This window comes from Rhodanobacter sp. FW101-FHT13A11 (assembly GCF_058790335.1).
The window spans coordinates 319,442-340,246 of sequence record NZ_JBYTCN010000001.1; the positions used below are offsets into that span (position 1 = coordinate 319,442).

The window sequence follows — 20,805 nt, forward strand, 5'->3', positions numbered from 1 at the left end:
CGGCGACTCCCCCCGCTGGTCACTCACCGGTTACGAGGCCCGACCCAGACCCGCAACGCGCAGGATCGCTTCATCGATCCCGCGCCCTTCACAGCAGGCCGCGAGCTTGCCATCGATGACCACGGCCGGCACCGATCGAATGCCAAGGGTCTTTGCCCGTTTGGCGGCGTAGATGTCCTTCATGTCGTGTACGGTGACCTCGCAGGACGAACAGGCCACACGCTCGACCAGCGCAACCGCCTCATCGCAGACTGCACAGCCGGCACTGAATACTTCCACTTTGCATTTCGTGTTCATGGTTTTCTCCTTGAATAGCTATGGCCCTCGACTCTCTCTCGGCACGGCAGCGAGGCGAACCGCTGTCGGGCCATATCGCGATAGTCACAGGCTAAACCTTCAAGGTAACCCCAGAGTCAAGAGGTTCTATTGGGTGCTCCTGCCAAAGGTGTCATCACTTCTCTGGGTCTACGACAACGCGCTCGCGGACACACCAAAGCGCCCTTCTGAGTGATAACCGGGCTTCACGCACCGATGGCGGATGGCAGGATGCGGCAGGCAAGACGCCGGTGAAGCGCATCGCCTGGATGTTGTAGCCACACCCTGGCCGCTCCGCCATGGCTGGCGCGGAGCATGCCTTGGCGGCATTGTCATCGCGTCCGTTCAGTCCGCGCGCCGCGCGTGATCGGTCCGCTTCGCCGTGCCCTGGGTCAACTCGGCACGCACGCAGTGCGCTTCGACGATCGACGTCACCGTGGCATACCCCGCCACCGCGAATTGTTGAAGGGGCAGTCCTTTGTTGGGAATCACGAAGGATGTCCGCATGACCTCCGGTCGCGCACCAACCGCTGGCAACGGCGTGACACGATAACAGACGTCCAAATGCGAGCCATCCAAATGGCCAACCCAACCATCAGTGTAAGAATCGGCCGCGTACGCGACACGGCCGATGGCGAGGCACGCGAGCAGCAGCGGAGGCTGAGACAAGCAGCAAACGATTTCATCGTCGTTCTCCGAAATGACAACCGCTACAAACACCGCCACGCGCACGCATAACGTGCGTGGCGGTACTACCTTCACGACCGCCGGCTGGTGCATGCAACGTTTGGATATTAGCAACCTTATCCACGCGCCATTGACCCAAGGTTTGCATACGCCGCTGCCTGATTGAGCACACGCGTTCGTTCGAACCAGGCAACCGTCGTTCCATTTGACGTCGATCAAGTTAGGTCTTGCGGCAAAGACCTAACATCGCAGTCGTAGCCAGCCGCACATTCCAGCGATGGCTTCCAACCCCAATTGCAGGGCGGCGCGATGGGACCCACCCGGCCGCCATAATCGGAGGACATGACATGTCTGCCACGCACGCGCGTTCCGCACCAACACCGGCTAGACGGTGGATATTCTGGTCACTTCTGGCACTGGCGGCGTTCTACCTCGTCGTCGAACACGGCGACCACCTCTCCGGGTGGATGAGCTGGCTGCCACTGGGCTTCCTGCTGCTGTGCCCCCTCCTTCACATGGGCATGCATGCCGGCCACGGTTCCCATGGCGGGAGCACCCGTCACGGGAATACCGAAGCATTCCCCAGTCGAGATGCCGACACCGAAGGATCGGATAACGGTGCGGTGGGCCACACCACACCGGCACGTCGCCCGGGCCCGCATATGGGAGGGCACTGACATGCACGGCGCCGCGTATGGCTATGACCTCTGGTTGCTCGCCCTGATCAATGTAGCGTTTTTTACGTTCTTTGCCTGGAGTTTCTATAAGCCGCTCACGCGGTGGGACTGGCGTGCCTTCAGCATGTTTACAGCCTTCATCGTGGCTCTGTTCGCCGAGATGTACGGCTTCCCGCTCACGCTGTACCTCCTGTCCGGCTGGCTCGCGGCGAAGTACCCGCAGGTGAACTGGCTCAGCCACGACGCCGGCCACCTGTTCGAGATGCTGTTCGGATGGCGTGCAAACCCACACTTTGGCCCGTTCCACATCGCGAGCTTTGTGTTGATCGGCGGAGGCTTCTGGCTGCTGTCAACCGCTTGGCCCGTACTCTATCGCGCCCAGCGCGAGGGGCGGATTGCTCGCGAGGGAATCTACGCACGGATGCGACATCCGCAGTATGTCGCGTTTGCGTTGGTCTTGACCGGCTTCCTGATCCAATGGCCAACGCTCATCACGCTTGTGCTGTACCCGGTATTCCTGTGGGCATACGCGCGGCTTGCGCGTCGGGAAGAGCGCGACAGCCTCGCTCGCTTCGGTGAAGACTATACCTCGTACATGCGTGAGGTGCCGGCGTTCATTCCCCGGCGGCGCACCGGCACGACAGGCCCGCGCGGCCACGTCCCTCGCACGTGAGTATTCTCCGATACCGCTCATTGGAACCCGCATGCACTGCCACAGGCCCACCGTGTCCATGTCCGGGCGCCCTGCGATGGTTACTACCCGCGGACTTGGCGCCACACCATGACGCCCATGTCTTTGTCCCTGCCACCCCATGCTCCACACCACGCAAGCGGTGACCGGCGCTGATGCCGTCGCCAAGGACCGTCGATGCTCCACGTCAACCAAACCCAACTCCGCCGCCACACTTGGCCCATCGGCGACATGGTGTCTACGGGCTGCGCGCGCACACTCGAACGCGCGGTGCAGGCACTGCCCGGCGTGCACGCGGTCGTCGCGCAGTTCACCACCGCACGGCTCGCGGTCAATTACGACCCCGCGCGCCTAGCACCCGGCGAGATCGCCGCCGCGGTCCGTGCGTGTGGCTTCCACTGCGACGCCGGCATGCCCGCTGGAACGAAGCATGAGGGAACGCACCCGTCCGCCGCGGTCGGTGCGAGTGCGAAACGGGCGGATTGCGTGGTGCAGGTCCCGACCGGGAAGGACCCTCACCACGGCCACGCCGCACATGAGGCGGAGTCGATGCGATCGGTGGCCGGATCCGCAGCTGGCGCCGTGCACGAGTCCCACCCGCCCCCATCGCATGACGCCGATTCCCATGCCGGTGGCGATCCACACGAAGGCATGCACCACGGCGGCGACCTGCACGCGGCGGCGCGCGACATGCGCCGCCGTTTCCTAGTCGCGCTCGCCTTCGCGATCCCGGTGTTCGTATGGTCGCCGATGGGTCTGACGGCATCACCACCGGTGCCCTTCGGCCTGCGCGCGAACATCTGGCTGTTGCTGCTAGCAACCGGCGCGGTACTGTATCCCGGCTGGCCGTTCTTCAGTGCGGCGCTCCGTTCTCTGCGGCGCGGCGTGCTGGACATGGCGGTGCTGGTGCTGCTCAGCGTCGGTACCGGCTACGGCTTCAGCATCGCATCGACGTTCTTCTTCGACGGCCCGAACTTCTTCGAGGCATCCGCGGTTCTGCTCACCTTCGTCCTGTTGGGCCACTGGCTGGAAATGCGGGCCCGCGCCGGTGCCTCGGATGCGATGAAGGCGCTGTTCAAGCTCTCGCCGCCGCGCGCGGTGGTGCGCCGCAACGGGCAGGATGTCGAGCTCTCGACCGCGGAGGTCGTGGTCGGCGACGTGGTCGTTGTCCGACCCGGCGCGAAAATCCCGGTCGACGGCACCGTGCTTGATGGCAGCTCGCAGGTTGACGAGTCGATGCTAACGGGCGAGTCGATGCCAGTGCGCAAGGATCCGGGCGCAGCGGTGGTCGGCGGCTCGATCAACAAGAGCGGGGCGTTCACCTATACCGCGACCAAGATCGGCAGTGACACCGCGCTTGCGCAGATCATCAAGCTGGTGCAGGACGCGCAGAACTCCAAGGCGCCTGCGCAATTGCTCGCCGACCGCGCCTCGCAGTGGCTGGTGCTTGCGGCGATCGTCATCGGCCTGGCGACCTTCGCGGTCTGGTTCTGGTGGATCGGGCAGACGCTGCTGTTTGCCCTCACCCTGACCATCACCGTCTTCGTGATCGCCTGCCCCGATGCGCTCGGCCTCGCCACGCCGATGGCGATCATGATCGGCACGGGCCTGGGTGCGCGCCACGGCATCCTGTTCAAGCACGCCGAGGCCATCGAGCAGAGCGCGCGGCTCGACGTCGTGATCTTCGACAAGACCGGCACGCTGACCGTGGGTGCTCCCGAGGTCGTCGACATGGCCCTGGCGCCAGGCTGGACGGCCGAACAGTTGCTGGCCAGCGCCGCCGCGGTCGAGGCGCATTCGGAGCATCCGCTGGCGCAGGCGATCCTCAAGCGCGCGGGCACCGTCGCCGAGCGCGCCGCGGCTTTCACCAACATCGACGGCCAGGGCGCGACCGGCGTCGTGGGCGGCCGGAGGGTGCTGCTTGGCAACCGCCTGCTGATGGACGAGCACGGCATCGACCTGTCCGCACTGGACACCGACGCCCAGAGCCTGGCCGGCGCCGGTCGCACCGTCATCTTCGTCGGCGTCGATTCGTCGCTGGCAGGCCTGTTCGCGATCGCCGATGCGATCCGCGAGACCTCGCGGGCCACCATCGAGGAACTGCACCGGCGCAACGTCAAGGTCGCGATGATCACCGGCGACAACCGCCCGACCGCCGAACGCGTGGCGCGCGATCTCGGCATCGACATCGTACTGGCGGACGTCCTGCCCGGTGGCAAGGCAGACGAAGTGAAAAAACTGCAGGCCCAGGGGCAGAAGGTCGGCATGGTCGGCGACGGCGTCAACGACGCGCCCGCGTTGACCCAGGCCGACGTCGGCTTTGCGATCGGTGCCGGGACGGACGTGGCCATCGAGAGCGCTGACATCGTGCTGATGCGCAGTGATCCGTACGACGTCGTGCGCGCGATCACCATCGCCCGCGCCACGCTGCGCAAGATGCACCAGAACCTGGCGTGGGCGGTCGGTTACAACGTCGTCGCTTTTCCGCTCGCCGCTGGCGTGCTCTATCCGTTCACGCTGTCGCCGGAGATCGCGGCGCTGTCGATGTCGGGCAGCTCGGTCATCGTCGCCGTCAACGCGCTGATGCTGCGGCGGGTACGGCTGGCGCCGCGCACCGAAGCGGCACCTTCTCGTTCACTCGAGGCTGCGGCCTGAGCCGCTTGCCTCTCACTGGAGTACCCATGAACGACTCAACGCCATCCACCCTGCAGTTTCTCGGCGCCGCCGGCACCGTGACGGGCTCCCGTTACCTGATCGAAGCCGGCGGGCACCGCGTGCTCGTCGACTGCGGGCTGTTCCAAGGCTACAAGCAACTGCGCGAACGCAACTGGGCGCCTTTTCCGGTCGAGCCGGCTTCCATCGACGCGGTGGTGCTTACCCATGCGCACCTCGATCATTCGGGCTATCTGCCGGTACTGGTCAAGCAGGGATTCCGCGGTCAGATTCACTGCACCGAAGGCAGTGCCGCCCTGTGCGGACTGCTGCTCCCGGACAGTGGGCACCTGCTGGAGGAAGAGGCGAAGTACGCGGCGCGCAAGGGTTATTCCAAGCACAAGGAGCCGCTCCCGCTTTACACCGAGCGTGACGCCGAGCTGAGCCTGCGGCAGCTGCAGGGGCACGACTACGAACGCGACGTCGAGGTGGTGCCCGGCATCCGCGCCCGCTTCCACCCCGCTGGCCACATCCTGGGCGCTGCCCATGTCAGCCTGGACGTGCATGGCCGGCGCCTGCATTTCAGCGGCGACCTCGGACGGCAACACGAGTCGCTGATGAACCCGCCCTCGCCGCTTCCCGCCTGCGACGTGCTGGTCTGCGAATCCACCTACGGCAATCGGGCGCATGTCCCCATCGACCAGGAGGCCGAGCTCGCGCCCATCGTGCGCCGCGTGGCCTCCCGCGGCGGCGTGATCGTGATCCCGGCGTTCGCCGTCGGCCGTGCCCAGGGGTTGATGCTGCATCTGGCTCGGCTGCGGGAGCGGGGCGAGATTCCGGCGGTGCCGGTCTTCCTAAACAGCCCGATGGCAGTAGACGCCACGCGGCTCTACCACGACCATCACGGCGAGCACCACGTGTCGGACGAGGAATGCCGGCGCATGTACGAGCTGGCGACCTTCGTCAACAGCGTCGAGGAGTCCAAGGCGCTCAACCGCCGGCGCGGGCCGATGATCATTATCTCCGCCAGCGGCATGGTCACCGGTGGGCGAGTGCTGCACCACATCGAAGCCTTTGGACCTGACGACCGCAATGCCATCCTGCTGGCCGGCTATCAGGCGGGCGGCACCCGAGGGGCAGCGCTGTCCGCGGGCGCGCGCACATTGCGCATGTTCGGCCGCGAGGTGCTCATCCGTGCCGAGGTCGTGCAGCTGCAGGGCTTCTCCGGCCATGCCGATGCCGATGAACTGCTGGCCTGGATGCGCACCGCGCCGTCGGCACCGGGCGTCGTCTACGTCACTCACGGCGAGCCGGACGCCGCCGACGCGTTGCGTGCCCGGATCCAGCGCGAACTGGGCTGGCGTGCGCGCGCGCCCGAGCATCTGGAGCAGGTGCTGCTGGAGGCAGCGCGCTGATCATGGACGTACTGACACATACCCGCCTGCGCGTCATCCGCGCCGGCATCGACACCTACCAGCAACCGGTGGTGTACATGCACCGCGACTGCGAGGTATGCCGCTCGGAAGGTTTCGCGGCCATGACCCGGGTGGAGATACAGGTGGGCGGGCGCTCCCTCATCGTGACGCTGAACGTGGTGGTCGGCGACTTCGTCTCCGTCGACGAAGTGGCGCTGTCAGAGGCTGCCTGGCTGGCCTTGGCGCCGGAAGCTGGTGCGCTGGCCAGCTTCCGGCATCCCGTTCCCGCCGCCTCGGCGGGAGCGCTGCGCGCCAAGGTGTTCGGTGCGCGCCTCGACGATGCGCAATACCTCGCCCTGATGCAGGACACCGTCGCCAGCCGCCTGTCGGATTTGGAACTCGCTGCGTTCGTTACTGCTTGTGCCGGCGAGCGCCTGGATCAAGATGAAACGACCTCGCTCACCCGCGCGATGGTGGCCGTGGGCCAGCGGCTCGACTGGGGCGTGGGCCCCGTTCTGGACAAGCACTGTGTCGGCGGCCTGCCCGGCAACCGCACCACGCCCATCGTCGTTGCCATCGTTGCCGCACTCGGCTATCGCATTCCCAAGACATCCTCGCGGGCGATCACCTCGCCAGCCGGCACCGCCGACACGATGGAGGTGATGGCACCGGTCGCACTTGACCTGCCGGCGATGCGCCGGGTGGTCGAGCAGGAGGGTGGCTGCATCGTCTGGGGCGGCAACGTGCGCCTGAGCCCGGCGGACGACATACTGATCCGCGTCGAACGTCCCATGGACTTCGACAGCGACGGGCAGCTGGTAGCGAGCGTGCTGTCGAAGAAGATCGCGGCGGGCTCCACCCACGTGCTGATCGACATGCCGGTCGGGCCGACTGCGAAGGTGCGCAGCGACGCCTCCGCCGACAGTCTTACCGTGCGCCTGGGCGGCACCGCCGCGGCGCTTGGCCTGCATCTGGGCGTCTATCGTTCGGACGGCACCCAACCAGTGGGCGTAGGTATCGGCCCTGCGCTGGAAGCGCGCGATGTGCTCAAGGTGTTGCGCAACGACGCGGATGCACCGGCCGACCTGCGCGAGCGCGCAATTGTCCTGGCGGGCGCGTTGCTTGACCTGGCGCCTGATGGTGTCGCCGGAACCGGCATGGTGCGCGCCCACGCCGCCTTGCAATCCGGGCAGGCCCTGTCGAAGTTCATGGCGATCTGCGAAGCGCAGGGCGGCTTCCGCGAGCCAACGCGAGCGCCATTCACGGCCGAAGTCGCAGCCACCATGAGCGGACGCATCGCCGCGATCGACAACCGCCGGCTGGCGCGCATTGCCAAGCTGGCAGGTGCACCCGCCTCGCCCGTCGCCGGCCTGGAAACGGCTTTGCGCATCGGCGATGTGGTCGCGCGCGGGCAGGCGCTGTTCAAGGTACACGCGCAATCGCGCGGAGAGCTGGCCTATGCACTGGAGCACGCTGCGAGAAGCATGCCGTTCGACATCGCCATGGAGGCCACATGAACCGTGTACTGATGTCCTTCCCGGCCGATGCTTCGCTGGCCGCCACGATCGCGCCGGCATTGCAGGCGCGTCTCGCCCCAGTCGGCTGGCGTCACTTTCCGGACGGAGAGTCGCTGGTCACCCTCGATGACTCACTGGAGGGCGCGGATGTCGCGATCCTGGTCAGCCTGCGCGATCCCGATCCACTGGCACTGCCGTTGCGCTTCGCGGCGCAGTCGGCGCGCGAGTTCGGCGCGCGCTCGGTCGGATTGATCGCCCCGTACCTGGCCTACATGCGGCAGGACAAGCGTTTCCACCGCGGCGAGGCGATCAGCGCACCGCTGTTTGCACGCTTCCTCGAAGAGAGCTTCGACTGGCTGGTGACCGTCGACCCACACCTGCACCGCTTCCATCGGTTGCAGTCGCTCTACAGCATCCCGGCGACGCACGTTTCAGCCACGCCTGCTGTCGCGAGCTGGATCGCGAATGCAATCCCCGACGCCATGCTGATCGGTCCCGACAGCGAAAGCGAGCAGTGGGTGGCCCGCATCGCCGCGCAGGCCGGAATGCCTTGGCAAGTGTTGAGCAAGCATCGGCATGGCGACTACGAGGTGCGCGTCAGCCTGCCGGATGCGGCTGCCGCGACCGGACGCACGCCGGTGCTGGTGGACGACATCGTCTCCTCGGGGCGCACCATCCTGGAAACGTTGGCGCACCTGCAGCGCCTGGCCTTGCCGCCGCCGGTGCTGGTTGCCATCCATCCGGTCTTTGCAGGCGATGCCTATGCGCAACTGCAAGCCGCGGGCCTGGCGCGCATCGTCAGTACCGACACCATCGCCCACCCGTCGAACGCAATCCCGCTCGGCGCCGCGCTCGCGGCGGCCGCGTCGACGCTGATGTCATCTTCGACCGATTCGCGGGAGGACTCATGAACCTGCATCTCAACTGCTGCACCGCCAACCAGCTGTCCGCGGCCGAACGCCAGCGGATCTCGGAACTGGCAGCAGCCCATCGGCAAACAGACCCCGCGTTCGCGCATTGGGCTGCCGGTTATGGCGTAATCCGTCACGATCCGCTGACCCAGATCCGAGTCCACCAGATGGTGGACGAACTTGCAGCCCGGGGCCGCACGCCCGACGCCGCCACCGCCTGGCAGCGTTTCGCCGCCGCCGACCGCATTGCCAGCGCCGGCATGTGGCTGGTTGCGCACATGACCTACGCCCAACGCGTGCACACCAATGGCGCCGCGCTGGACGCGACCGACTTCAAGGGCACGCCAGAAGGCCATACCGGCGGGTCGCTCAACATGGTGCCGGCCTACGTCGGCTACCTGCTGCTGGACGCGCTCGACGGCGTGACCCGCGCGTGGATGATGGGCCAGGGGCACTGCGTCGCCGCGATCGATGCGCTCAACCTGCTGGTTGGCAACATGACGGATGCACATGCGTCACGCTACGACCGCTCCGATGCCGGCCTGGGCCGCTTCGTCAGCGACTTCTACGCCTACACCCTCAATCCCGACGGCACTCCAGCCTCGCCGCTCGGCTCGCACGTCAACGCGCACACCGCCGGTGGCGTGCTGGAAGGCGGCTACCTCGGCTTCGCCGAGCTGCAATACGTTCATGCGCCACTCATGGGCGAGCGCCTGGTCGCGTTCCTCAGTGACGGCGCCTTCGAGGAGCAGCGCGGCAGCGATTGGGCACCGCGCTGGTGGCGTGCCGAGGACAGTGGTCTCGTCAGCCCGATCATCATCCTCAACGGGCGGCGCATCGAGCAGCGCAGCCAGATCGCCCAGCAGGGCGGCGAGCGGTGGCTCGACCGACACCTGCGCCTGAACGGTTTCGATCCGGTGTCGATGGACGGTCGCGATCCAGCCAGCATTGCCTGGGGCATTCACGCCATGGAGGCGCAGCTGCAGGCGCAAAGCCGTTCGCCCGAAGGCGATGTCCGCCTTCCCTACGGGATCGCGGAAACCATCAAGGGCTACGGATTCCCTGGCGCGGGAACCAACGCCGCGCATAACCTGCCACTGCCCGGCAACCCGGCGCACGATGCGCAGGCGCGTGCGCTGTTCAATGAAGGCGCAGCCGCGCTGTTCGTGCCGGCACCGGAGCTCGACCAGGCCATCGCCGCGCTCGACACCCACCAAGCCCAGCAGCGCCCACGCGAGCGCGATCATGCACTCGCCACGCGCCAGGTCGCGACGCCCCGGGTACCGTCGATCGCGGATCGGCCCCGCGGCGGCACGAGTTCGCCGATGTCCGCCCTGGACGAGCAGTTCGTCGCGATCGCCGAGGCCAATCCGGCCCTGCGCGTGCGCGTCGGCAATCCGGATGAACTGCGCAGCAACAAGCTCGACCGCACCCTCGATGCACTCAAGCACCGGGTGCAGGTACCCGAGCCCGGTGTCGCCGAATCGACGACCGGCGCCGTCATCACCGCGCTCAACGAGGAGGCCGTCGTGTGTGCGGCGCTTGGCAACAAGGGTGGGCTGAACCTTGTGGTCACCTACGAGGCGTTCGCGCCGAAGATGCTCGGCGCGGTGCGGCAGGAGCTGATCTTCGCCCGCCACTTGGCGCAGGCGGGGCGCCCGCCCGGCTGGCTGGGTGCGCCGCTGGTGCTGACCTCGCACACCTGGGAGAACGCCAAGAACGAGCAGTCGCACCAGGACCCCACCATGGTCGAGGCATTGCTTGGTGAAATGGCCGATGTCGCGCGCGTGGTGTTCCCGTGCGACGGCAACAGCGCAGCGGCCGCGCTGGCGCACGCCTACAGTCAGCACGGCACCATCACTGCACTGGTCGTGCCCAAGCGCCCGGTGCCGCACGTGCTGACAACAGCACAGGCGCAGGACCTCGCGTCCATCGGCGCCGTGCGTATCGAGGGCGATCCGGCAACGGCCGCGCTGCTGCTCGTCGCCACTGGCGCCTATCAATTGCAGGAAGTGCTGCGTGCGCAGTCGCGTCTGGTCGAGCGCGGGGTGGCAGCCGCCGTGATCTACCTCGGGGAGCCAGCCCGCTACCGCGCGCCCCGTGATTCCGACGAAGCCCGCTACGCGCATGCCGACGCGCGGGTGCAAGCGCTGTTCCCACTGAGTCGACCGCGGGTGTTCCTGACGCACACCCGTCCGGAGCCCTTTCTTGGTGCATTGCGCCGGCTCGACACCGGTCCGGCCACGACCGCAGCGCTGGGCTTCATCAATCGTGGCGGCACGCTGGACGTGCCCGGGCTGCTGTTCGCCAACCGCAGCACGTGGGCGCACGTCATCGAAGCAGCGGCGCGCGTGCTCGCTGCTCCGCGGGAGGACTTTCTGTCCACGGCCGAACTTGCAGCGATCGATGGCAACGGCGAGCCAGCCACGCTCCTGCGGACACAGGGGTCGGCGTAATGGCCGATTCGTTGCGATTGCGCAAACGCGCAGACCTGCTCTCGGTTGCGGGCGCGGCAGTCGCCGGCTTGGCTACTGGAGCGTGGCTTGCAGATGCGATCCAGCCGGTGTTCCTCCCGATGCTGATCGCCGGGTTGCTCGCGCACGCCGTGGGCATGACCACACGGCATCGCCTGGATCGCAAGTCCGGCGCATTGCCGGCCGTGTGGCAGTGGCTGTACGCGATGTGCTGGATTGCCATCGCCGCGGGACCCGTCCTGGCGGCGTGGCTGTGGCTTGGGGGTGGAGGCTCATGACTGGAACGATCACGCGAGGTCTGCAGATCGCAGGGGCGGCGCTGCGCCTGGGGTTCGATGTCCTGCGCCTGCGGCGACGCGCGCCCGAACAGCTGCCAGGACGCGTCAGCGCCACGCTGGTGGGCTTGGGTACGACCTTCGTCAAGCTCGGCCAAGGCCTGAGCCTCCGGTGGGACCTGTTGCCGGCGCCGTACCGGGAGGCGCTCTCCCGCCTGCACAGCGACGTGCCACCGTTTTCCGCAGAAGCCGCGGTACGGGCCATCGAGGCCGCGTTCGGGCAGCCGGTCGATACGCTCTTCGCCGCGTTCGACCGCACGCCGCTCTCGGCCGCCTCGGTCGCGCAGATCCACCGCGCGCGCCTGCCGGACGGGCGCGACGTGGTGGTCAAGATCACGCGACCCGGAATTCAGGCGCAGGTCCACGCCGATTTGCGCCTGTTGCGCCGCACAGTACGGATCGCGCAGGCGTTGTGGCCGCCGCTACGGCGCCAGCAGCCCGTGGAACTCGTCGACGAGCTGTCAGCATTCCTGCACGCCGAGATCGACATGCGGCACGAGGCGCAGAACATGCGCCGCATGGCTCCGGTGCTGGACGGGCAGCCAGACGTCGCGCTCCCTCACGTCATCGAGCCGCTTGTCGCTCGCGACGTGATGGTGCAGGAAATGAGCCATGGCCAGCGCCTCGAATCCGCTTACGGAACCCCGCAGGCGCCCGTGCTCGCCGAAGCGCTGCTCGGCACCTACCTGTATCAACTGTTCGACGCTGGGGTGTTCCACGCCGATCCACACCCGGGCAACCTGTTCGTGATGGACGACGGACGCCTGTGCTTCCACGATTTCGGCTCGATTGGTGTACTCGACGCCGGCTCGCGCCTCGCGTTCGCCGGGCTGCTCGAGGCGATCGGGGCAGGCGATCCACCGGGGGTGCTGGACGGCGCCATCGGCCTCGGCTTCTTCCCCGCCCATGTCGAGCGCCGCATCCACGAGCGTGAGATCGACCTGATCCTCGGCGAGCTCGCGAGCCGCCCGCTCGCGCAGTGGTCGGTCGCCGAGGCCGTCTGGCGCGTGGCGCGCATTGGCCACGGCACAAGCTTCCGCCTGCCGGCGCACCTTCTGGTCCTGATGCGCACGCTGTTCCTGGTGGAAAACACGCTGCGCACGCTCGATCCGCAACTCGACCTGCTGGGTGCGCTGACGCGCAGGGCGCCCGAGATCGCCGAGTTGCTCGACCGTGCGCGCCGGCCGGGACGTCCCATCGCCGTGCGCTTGGCCCGCGCGGCGCGCCAGTTGCCCGAGCTCGTGGCCGATATCCTGCGGCAGGCGCAACTGCACGGCGGCCGCCCCGCCTTCACCGTGCATCACCGGGGCCTGGCGGCCACCCAAGCCGCCGTCGCCCGCACCGGCAATCGCCTTGCGCTCGCGATGGTTACCCTCGGTTTGTACGTGAGCGGCGCGCTGCTTGCCCTGCACGACGCCGGTCCGCGCATCGCAGGCCACCTGCCGTGGCTGTCTGCGATCGCGTTCGCCGCGGCAGGCCTGCTCACGCTGCGCCTGGTCATTGCCATCAGCCGCTCGGGGCACCTGTGAACACGGGCCGCCTTCTTGCCTTCAATCTCGGCTCGGTCACGCTCAAGGCCGCCTCGTTCGCGTTCGACGCGCAGGCGCCCGCTGCCGACGCCGCATTTGGCGAAGACGCGCGGATCGAACTGGCCGCCACGGGCGACGCGGGTCGCGACCTCGAGGCTGCCCTCGACGCACTGCCGACGCATGCGCGAACGCCGGACGTCGTCGTGCACCGCATCGTGCATGGGGGCCCGTTCGAGGCCGGACGGGCGCTCGACGAGCCCACCTTCGAAGTCCTCGATGCACTCGCAGCTCTCGCGCCCCTGCACCAACCCGGGGGGTTGGCGCTGGCGCGCGCGGCGCGCCTGTGCTGGCCGCAGGCGCGGCACGGTGCGGATTTCGATACCGCATTCCACGCCCACCTCGCACCATGGAGCCGGCGCCTGCCGCTGCCCGCCGACCTGGACGCCGCCGGCGTCCGGCGCCATGGCTTCCACGGCCTTGCGTTTGCTTCAGCGCTGCGTCGGCTCGAAGCGCTCGCGCCCGGCGCCTCGCGCGGCCGTGTGGTCATTGCCCACCTCGGCGGCGGCTGCAGTGTGGCCGCGATCGAAGATGGGCGCAGCATCGACACCACGATGGGCATGACCCCCCTAGGCGGCGTGCCGATGCCCACGCGCAGCGGCGACCTCGATCCGGGCGTCATCTTCCACCTGCTGCGCGGCGGCGCCGATGCCGCGCTGCTGGAACAGCGCCTGCTGCACGAGGCCGGCCTCGCGGGCATCGCCGGGTACGGCGACATGCGCCGGCTGCTCGACGACACGCGGCCAGACGCCGTACTCGCCCTGGAGCAGTTCACCGTGCGCATCGCACAGGCCATTGCGGCGATGGCGATCGCGATTGGCGGCATGGATCACGTCGTGTTCTGCGGCGGCAGCGGCAGCCGGGCACCCCGGTTGCGCGATCGCATCGCCGCCCGGCTGCTGCCGCTCGGTCTCGTGCTCGATCCGGAGCGCAATCGCACGGGCGCGGCACGCCTCGATGCTGGCCGGGGCCCGGGCGCCTGGCGCGTGGATGTGGATGAAGAGCTTGAACTGGCCGAGTCGACGCGCGCATGGGCGTTCCCCGTGCCTGCATACGGCCCGTCCCCCCTGCCAGATGACACCACGGAGGTTGCACCATGAAGCGTGTCCTTGCCTTGCTGCTGACCGCACTGCTGTCGGTGCTTGCAGATCCTGCCCGCGCCGCAACGGTGCCCGTCGGCGGCTCCGTCCAGCAGGTCGGTGCCTACACACTTTACTTCGGCATGGTGCCGGTCGCGATCGCCGCGCCGGCGGTTGGCGGCCACAGCGAAGGGCCGCGGGACGCCCACGGGCTGCCGCGCGGGGACTATGCGCGCGAGCACCACCTGCTGGTCGCTGCCGAGCGTCGGCGCGATGGCGCGCGCGTGGCCGATGCACAGGTCACCGCGAGCGTGCCGATCGCCGGGCGGACCGTGAGCCGTACGCTGGCGCCGATGCCGATCAACGGTGTGATGAGCTACGGCGCCGTGTTCGTGCTCCCGGGCCCGGGGCGCTATGTCTTCACCACCGTCTTGCGCGTGCCTGGCGAACCCAAGTCGATCGTCGCCCGCTTTGCCTATACGCTGGCGCACGATCCATGACCCTGCTGCCAGGCTTCGCCGACCCCGCACATCCGCAGCGCCCCCAACGTCTGCATATGGAGTCTCTCGGCCGGGGACCACTGCGGGTGACCTTCCTGCCGGGCCTCGGTGGCACCACGCGCTACTGGACCTCGACGCCGGTGGCGCCGGTGTTCCGGCATGCGCAGACGGAACTGGTCGATCTCTACGGTTTCGGGCACTCGCCCCGGCCCTGGTGCCGCTATACGGTCGAGCGGCACGTCGACGCGCTCGCGCGCACCCTCCAACCAGGTGTGCCCCGCGTCCTCGTCGGCCATTCGCTCGGCGCGGCACTGGCGGTCGCCTTGGCCGCCCGCCACCCCGACCGGGTCCAGGCACTGTGCCTGCTCGGCCTGCCCGACTACGGCTCACGCGCCGGTGCAGTCGAATGGTTCGCCAGCCAGCGCGGCGGCTGGGTCTACACGAACATGCTGGCGACTGCACTCGCGTGCCTAGTCACCCGCCGAGTGGCGGGCCACTGGCTGCCGCATCTGGTGCGCGACGTCCCGCCGGAGGTCGCACGCGACCTTGTGCTCCACAATATGGCTTCGTCTACCACCTCGCTGTGGGAGGTGCTCTACCGGCATGACGTGCGCGTCGAGGCGGCGGCCCTACCACCCGGCCTGCCTGTGACGTGTGTACACGGCACACGCGACCTGACGGCACCGCCGGCGCGGGTAACCGAGCTCGCGGCGCGGTTCCCGCAGTGGCGCCATGTAATGCTGGACGCCGACCATCATCCCTGGCTGCGCGCTCCGGGAGCCTGCCATACGGAAGTCAACGTGCTCTGCGAAGCGGTATGGCCCCGCAGCGTTCGCGCCGGGGCGATCGCGCCATGACCGTGCGCGCACCCGGCGGCATCGTGAACACGTTGCCAGCCTTGGCAGCCAGCGCAGCGGTCGCGCTCGCCTACGCTGTGGTGCTGCCGGTCCTGCCCACAGTTGTGGCCACGGCGCAGTCGCCGGCACGCATGACGGCCGAGCTGATGGCGGTCTACAGCGCCGCCATGGTCGTAACCGCGCCGATGTGGGGAAGGGCCTGCCGCCGTCTCCCGGCACACCAGCTCGTGCGACTCAGTCTGCTTGGCCAGGCCGTCGCGATGACCATGCTCCTGTGGCCTTCCGGAACAACGATGCTGCTGTTCGCGCGCGGCCTGCAGGGCGTCTTCGCAAGTGCCGCGCTACCGGCACTGCAGACCGCGGCTTCGCATGCGGCCACGAGTGAAGGCGACCGTTCACAGCGGCTGGCCAATCTGAGCCGCGCCGCGCTCGTGGGCGGACTGTTCGGTCCCGGCGTGGGTGGCGCGATAGCGACCGACGGAGACCTGACCGCGCCGGTCCTAATCGCTGTCGCGGTACTCGTGCTGGCGGCCGCAGCACAGCTGCCGGGGATCTCGTCGACAGCCATTGTCTTGCCGGGCTTGAGTGCGCGCCCGCGCCATCGCGACGTCGCAGTGTTGCTCGCGCTGGCCGCACTGGCGGCCGCGGCAATGAGCGTCTACGAGGTAGGGCTCGCGACGCGGGCGCGCCTGGTGGAGGGCTTGTCCGCCCGCGAGGTCGGCTTCATGTTCACCGGCTGCGGGGTTGTGATGCTTCTCAGCCAATCGATCGTGTTCCGTCCGCACCACGATCCGCTGCGTGCATTCGGCTGGGTCGGGCCTGCCTTCGTTGCCACCGCCGCCGGCCTCGCATTGCTCGCTTGGCTTGGAGGAACGTGGCCGAGTGCGGGCGGGGTGGTCCTGGTGGCGGCTGGCGCCGGCGTGTTGCAGCCGGCACTCACTTACTGGATCTCCCGCGCAGCGGGTGACGCCCAAGCCACGAGCCTTGGCTGGCGCGCTTCGGTCACAACCGCAGGACAGACGCTCGGCAGTCTTGCAGGTGGCGTTGCCTTCGCCGCGACCATCGCTGGGAATACTGCCCTGGGGGCCCTTCTCGTGGCCCTGCTCGCCGCCGCCCTTCTCGCGCTGGCGCGACGGCGCTCGCCAGCTGGTCTTCCCCTTCCCATCCCGACCCACGCACGATGACCATGTCCCAGACCACTCTCCCTGCCGCCCACCGCGCCGCGCCCTCCGGTGACGCCCCCCATACCGCCCCACCGACGCGCAGCCCGGTTCCCGGCCAGGCTGCCGTCGCTGCTGTCCTTCTACGTGCCGACGTCCGCATCGACGGTCCGCGCCCTTGGGACATGCGCGTGCACGATCCAGGTATTCATCCCCGTCTCTTGCGGCAGGGCGCACTCGCGCTCGGCGAGACCTAAATGGAAGGCGCCTGGGACTGCGAGGCGCTGGACGAGATGCTTACGCGCCTGCTGCGCGCGGGGCTGGAGGAGGCCGTCATCGGCTGGGCCGACCGCTGGGATGCCTTGCGCGCGCGGCTGTTCAACCGCCAGAGCGGTCGGCGCGCATTCGAGGTCGGGGAGCGCCACTACGACCTGGGCAACGATCTCTACCGCGCCATGCTCGGCGCGCGCCTGGTCTACAGCTGCGCCTACTGGCCCGAGGCGAACGAACTAGACACCGCGCAGGTCGCCAAGCTCGACCTGATCGCGCGCAAGCTGCAACTCGCGCCGGGCATGCGTGTGCTCGACATCGGCTGCGGCTGGGGCGAGGCCCTGCGCCACTTCGCCGAGCACTACGGCGTGAGCGGCGTGGGCCTGACCGTCTCCAAGGAGCAGGCGGTCTTCGCGCGCGAGCGCTGCGCCGGGTTTCCAGTGGACATCCGTGTGCAGGACTACCGCGAGGCGCGTGGCGAGTTCGACCGGGTGTTTTCCGTCGGGATGTTCGAGCACGTCGGCGTGCGCAACTACCGCGCCTACTTCAAGACCGTGCATCGCTGCCTGCGGCCCAATGGCCTCACGCTGCTGCACACGATCGGTACAAACCGCTCGACCGACCGCACCGATCCGTGGATCGAGCGCTACATCTTTCCCAATTCGATGCTGCCGTCGGCGGCGCAGATCACCGGCGCCAGTGAGGGCCTGTTCGTGCTCGAGGACTGGCACAACCTCGGCGCCGACTACGACCGCACGCTGCAGGCCTGGCAGGAGAACATCGAGCAGGCGTGGGACCGGCTACCCGCACGCTATGACGAACGCTTCCGCCGTATGTGGCGCTACTACCTGCACGCCAGCATGGCCGCGTTCCGCAGCCGCCATGCGCAGCTCTGGCAGGTCGTCCTTTCCCGCGACGGCGTGCCGGGCGGCTACGCCGCACCCCGCTGACCGGAGATCCTCCATGTGCTTTTCCGCCACCGCCAGCGTCACCGCGAGTGTCGCGCTCACCGGCATTGGCGTGCTCGCGCTGCGCGCCGCACGCACTCGGGGCGAGCGCCTGTTCGCGCTGATCCCGCTCCTGTTCGCCGCGCAGCAGGCGACCGAAGGCCTCATCTGGATGAGTTATACGTGGGAGGCGCCCACGCTGCGTGCCTGGGCGACGCAGATCTATTCGGTCTTTTCGCACCTGCTATGGCCCGCGTTCGTACCCTGGACGGTGCGTGCGCTGGAGCCCGTGCCATGGCGGCGCCAGGTGCTCGCCTTGCTTGGTTTCGGTGGGCTCGTGAGTGCGCTGTTCCTGCTCGCGAGCATGGTGGCAACGCCTATCGAGGTCGCCCCGATCGGTGGCCACTTGGAGTACCGCTCGCCGCACTTCTTCCTGCCCCTATCGCTGACGCTGTACCTCGCCTCGACGACGCTTGGGCTGGGCATGTCGAGCCGCCCGGCAATCCGCTGGTTCGGCGTGCTCGCGTTGGTGTCGGCCGGCCTCGCCTACGCGGTGTACGCGCACTGGTTCATCTCGGTCTGGTGCTTCTTCGCCGCGGTGTTGAGCGTGATGGTCTACATCGCGCTCGCCTCGCGGCGGGCTGCCGCACCCGTTACACCCTGATACTCATCCCCCGGTCCACAAGGAGACTTGCCATGAAGACGCTGATCGCCGTGATCTACAACCACCGCCCCGACGCCGCCGCGCAGGTGCTGACGACGCTGCAGGACCTGCAGCGCGAATACCTGATCGACCTCGACGACGCCGTCATCGTACGGCGCAACGACAAGGGCAAGCTGTTCCTGCAGCAGTCGGTCAACCTCGCGGCTGCCGGCGCGTGGACGGGGGCTTTCTGGGGCATGCTGATCGGACTGATCTTCGCCGGCCCGCTCGGTGGCACGATTGCTGGCGCCGCGGGTGCCGGACTCGGCGCGCTTTCAGGCAGCCTCGACGACTACGGCCTTGACGATGAATTCGTCCTAGAGCTTGGCCACGAGGTTAACTCGTGCTGCTCGGCGCTGTTCGTACTCGCGCGCTCGATCACGACCGACAAGGTCATTGAAGCGCTCGAAGGCTCCGGCGGCCGTGTATTGCGCACGTCGCTACCGATGGACATCGAAGAACGTCTGCAGGCCGCGCTCGACGCTACGCCGAAGACCACTTGAACCCGCCGTCCGCCCCGAGCACGTGCGCTTGGCGCATCCTGGTGCCGATCCATCCACCGGGCCGCGCCCGGCGCCACGTGCAAGTGGCGGTCGAAGAAGAAGAAGAAGAAGAAGAAGAAGAAGAAGAACGAGCTGCTCGATCGACGCTATCTTGGCGCCGACCGCCGACCGCCGGCTCGGTTCCGCACCGCTATCCCCGTGGATCAGGCCGTGCTGCACGCGAGGTCAACACGGCCGCAAAGCCGCCGCTTGGCGTGCGCATGTTCGTGGTCTGGCCCTGGTAGAGTCTGGCCGCGAACAAAAGCACACCCGACTCTGACGCAAAACAGCGCACATCGGCTTTAAGCGAAACGTCGCCGTGCACGATGCGCGCACCCGGCGGTACGATGGCCTGTGCCACGTAAGGAGCCAAAGCCATGCTATCCCAGACCCGCCGGGTCAGTTTGTCGCCGCGGTAGCTCCCGCGACTACCAAATCCAGATGCAGGCTTGAAGAAATACCCGTTACGATTTCTCCACAGGGCTTCCCGGTTCCCGGGTACTACCTCGACGGTCGGCGGAATCACTTGCACCAGCCGTTCGGTCGACGCTGTATCGATCCCCCACCCCCGCAGCAGCCAGGAGTCGCCAAGCGCTATGAGATTGCGCTTGTCCGCGAACAGGGCATGCGCCCTGGGGTGCGGGGTCAGCGCGATAGCGCGTTTGAGATAGGCATTCTGTAATGGCGCACTCGCCGGATCCGCTAGCGCAAAGTCGGTCAGGCGGTTGTAGACGGCGTCGATTTGCCCGTGGGCGTCCCGCAGGCCCTTCGGGCTAAATGACAGAGCGTCGGGGGCCCGGATCACGCTATCCACCCCACGCTCCTGGAACGCCTGTGCATAGAGTTCGAATTCAGGAAACAAGAACTGCTCGCGCGGCGCGACGTCCACGACAGCCAGGCGCGCTGGCATCCGCCCGCACTGTTGCCGCGCATCCTCCAGCCAAGCCGTCAAGGCGGCCTCGCACGCCAGCGTTCTGCTCGTCCAGGGTGCCCAGGCAGCCGGCGCACAGGACCGGACGTCATCAAGTAGCAGCGCGTTGAGCAACAGCCCCCCTGGGTTCGTGTTGATTTCGATCAGTCGCGGACCTGCAACTGTCAAATGGAAATCCAGTCCAAGAACACCCCCTGCCGAGTTTGGGTCATGCCGGCCTATGGGAGGCGCCCAGCGCAGGACGTGCGCGATGTAATCGAGATTCTTGGCAACTTTGAAGAGGGCTGCCGCGACTGCGCCCATGGCCGTAAGGGCGGCACGGTCGACGAACAACGCATAAGGCGAGAAAAGATGTGCGTGCTTGTGGGGATCGACCGCGTGGGGGATTTGCAGGCGAGACAGTAATGTGTCGCGCACACGGCCTACATCGACCACGGAACAGGCACATCGTCGGTTGAGTACATCACCATGGGCGCTTGTGCAGTCGACGTCGCACGGCAGTGGGTCATCGGTCACCTGAATGCTCCCTTTTTTTCAACATCAGTACGGTGCTACG

Annotated in this window: 19 protein-coding genes; 16 read left to right on the forward strand and 3 right to left on the reverse strand. The window is 67.7% G+C overall.

The window, feature by feature from the left end; all coding sequences use genetic code 11:
- Positions 1 to 30: 30 nt before the first annotated feature.
- The gene (locus AC3WRN_RS01445) at positions 31 to 297 is read right to left on the reverse strand and encodes a thioredoxin family protein (RefSeq protein ID WP_492621580.1); all 267 of its coding nucleotides are present in this window, start codon (positions 295 to 297) and stop codon (positions 31 to 33) included.
- A gap of 363 nt (positions 298 to 660) precedes the next feature.
- Positions 661 to 1,221: a hypothetical protein gene (locus AC3WRN_RS01450; RefSeq protein ID WP_492621581.1), complete on the reverse strand. Its 561-nt coding sequence runs from the start codon at positions 1,219 to 1,221 to the stop codon at positions 661 to 663.
- Between the two features lie 128 nt (positions 1,222 to 1,349).
- Here AC3WRN_RS01450 and AC3WRN_RS01455 point away from each other — a divergent pair, with 128 nt between their 5' ends.
- The 16 genes from AC3WRN_RS01455 to AC3WRN_RS01530 all read left to right on the forward strand — a co-directional run bounded on the left by AC3WRN_RS01455 (position 1,350) and on the right by AC3WRN_RS01530 (position 19,279).
- Positions 1,350 to 1,679, forward strand: coding sequence for a DUF2933 domain-containing protein (locus AC3WRN_RS01455; RefSeq protein WP_492621582.1), 330 nt, complete (start codon positions 1,350 to 1,352; stop codon positions 1,677 to 1,679).
- Position 1,680: 1 nt separating this feature from the next.
- Entirely contained in the window at positions 1,681 to 2,352 is a 672-nt protein-coding gene (locus AC3WRN_RS01460) for a methyltransferase family protein (RefSeq protein WP_492621583.1), read from the forward strand.
- 195 nt (positions 2,353 to 2,547) lie between these two features.
- Positions 2,548 to 5,025 (forward strand): heavy metal translocating P-type ATPase, encoded by a 2,478-nt coding sequence (locus AC3WRN_RS01465; protein WP_492621584.1) that lies wholly within the window; start codon positions 2,548 to 2,550, stop codon positions 5,023 to 5,025.
- Positions 5,026 to 5,051: 26 nt separating this feature from the next.
- Positions 5,052 to 6,437 carry an MBL fold metallo-hydrolase RNA specificity domain-containing protein gene (locus AC3WRN_RS01470; RefSeq protein ID WP_492621585.1) on the forward strand — a complete coding sequence of 462 codons (1,386 nt, stop codon included), beginning with the start codon at positions 5,052 to 5,054 and terminating at the stop codon, positions 6,435 to 6,437.
- A 2-nt stretch (positions 6,438 to 6,439) separates the two neighbouring features.
- Positions 6,440 to 7,954, forward strand: a complete 1,515-nt coding sequence (locus tag AC3WRN_RS01475; RefSeq protein ID WP_492621586.1) for a thymidine phosphorylase family protein — start codon at positions 6,440 to 6,442, stop codon at positions 7,952 to 7,954.
- Positions 7,951 to 8,865, forward strand: a complete 915-nt coding sequence (locus AC3WRN_RS01480) for a ribose-phosphate diphosphokinase (RefSeq protein WP_492621587.1) — start codon at positions 7,951 to 7,953, stop codon at positions 8,863 to 8,865. The genes AC3WRN_RS01475 and AC3WRN_RS01480 overlap by 4 nt, the downstream gene beginning before the upstream one ends.
- Positions 8,862 to 11,321, forward strand: a complete 2,460-nt coding sequence (locus AC3WRN_RS01485; RefSeq protein WP_492621588.1) for a phosphoketolase family protein — start codon at positions 8,862 to 8,864, stop codon at positions 11,319 to 11,321. Before AC3WRN_RS01480 ends, AC3WRN_RS01485 begins: the two co-directional genes overlap by 4 nt.
- A complete protein-coding gene (locus tag AC3WRN_RS01490; RefSeq protein ID WP_492621589.1) occupies positions 11,321 to 11,617 on the forward strand; it encodes a hypothetical protein in 297 nt (98 codons plus the stop codon). The genes AC3WRN_RS01485 and AC3WRN_RS01490 overlap by 1 nt, the downstream gene beginning before the upstream one ends.
- Positions 11,614 to 13,203, forward strand: a complete 1,590-nt coding sequence (locus AC3WRN_RS01495) for an ABC1 kinase family protein (RefSeq protein WP_492621590.1) — start codon at positions 11,614 to 11,616, stop codon at positions 13,201 to 13,203. Before AC3WRN_RS01490 ends, AC3WRN_RS01495 begins: the two co-directional genes overlap by 4 nt.
- Positions 13,200 to 14,360 carry a hypothetical protein gene (locus AC3WRN_RS01500; RefSeq protein WP_492621591.1) on the forward strand — a complete coding sequence of 387 codons (1,161 nt, stop codon included), beginning with the start codon at positions 13,200 to 13,202 and terminating at the stop codon, positions 14,358 to 14,360. The genes AC3WRN_RS01495 and AC3WRN_RS01500 overlap by 4 nt, the downstream gene beginning before the upstream one ends.
- On the forward strand, positions 14,357 to 14,839 hold the full coding sequence (locus AC3WRN_RS01505; protein ID WP_492621592.1) for a hypothetical protein: 483 nt from the start codon (positions 14,357 to 14,359) through the stop codon (positions 14,837 to 14,839). Before AC3WRN_RS01500 ends, AC3WRN_RS01505 begins: the two co-directional genes overlap by 4 nt.
- Positions 14,836 to 15,696 (forward strand): alpha/beta fold hydrolase, encoded by an 861-nt coding sequence (locus AC3WRN_RS01510; protein ID WP_492621593.1) that lies wholly within the window; start codon positions 14,836 to 14,838, stop codon positions 15,694 to 15,696. The genes AC3WRN_RS01505 and AC3WRN_RS01510 overlap by 4 nt, the downstream gene beginning before the upstream one ends.
- Positions 15,693 to 16,880 carry an MFS transporter gene (locus AC3WRN_RS01515; RefSeq protein ID WP_492621594.1) on the forward strand — a complete coding sequence of 396 codons (1,188 nt, stop codon included), beginning with the start codon at positions 15,693 to 15,695 and terminating at the stop codon, positions 16,878 to 16,880. Before AC3WRN_RS01510 ends, AC3WRN_RS01515 begins: the two co-directional genes overlap by 4 nt.
- Before the next feature lie 233 nt (positions 16,881 to 17,113).
- The gene (gene cfa, locus AC3WRN_RS01520; RefSeq protein ID WP_492621595.1) at positions 17,114 to 18,076 is read left to right on the forward strand and encodes a cyclopropane fatty acyl phospholipid synthase; all 963 of its coding nucleotides are present in this window, start codon (positions 17,114 to 17,116) and stop codon (positions 18,074 to 18,076) included.
- A gap of 13 nt (positions 18,077 to 18,089) precedes the next feature.
- Positions 18,090 to 18,737, forward strand: a complete 648-nt coding sequence (locus tag AC3WRN_RS01525) for a DUF6629 family protein (RefSeq protein ID WP_492621596.1) — start codon at positions 18,090 to 18,092, stop codon at positions 18,735 to 18,737.
- 32 nt (positions 18,738 to 18,769) lie between these two features.
- A complete protein-coding gene (locus AC3WRN_RS01530; protein ID WP_492621597.1) occupies positions 18,770 to 19,279 on the forward strand; it encodes a DUF1269 domain-containing protein in 510 nt (169 codons plus the stop codon).
- Positions 19,280 to 19,469: 190 nt separating this feature from the next.
- Here AC3WRN_RS01530 and AC3WRN_RS01535 read toward each other — a convergent pair whose 3' ends face one another.
- The gene (locus AC3WRN_RS01535; RefSeq protein WP_492621598.1) at positions 19,470 to 20,765 is read right to left on the reverse strand and encodes a hypothetical protein; all 1,296 of its coding nucleotides are present in this window, start codon (positions 20,763 to 20,765) and stop codon (positions 19,470 to 19,472) included.
- Positions 20,766 to 20,805 lie beyond the last annotated feature (40 nt).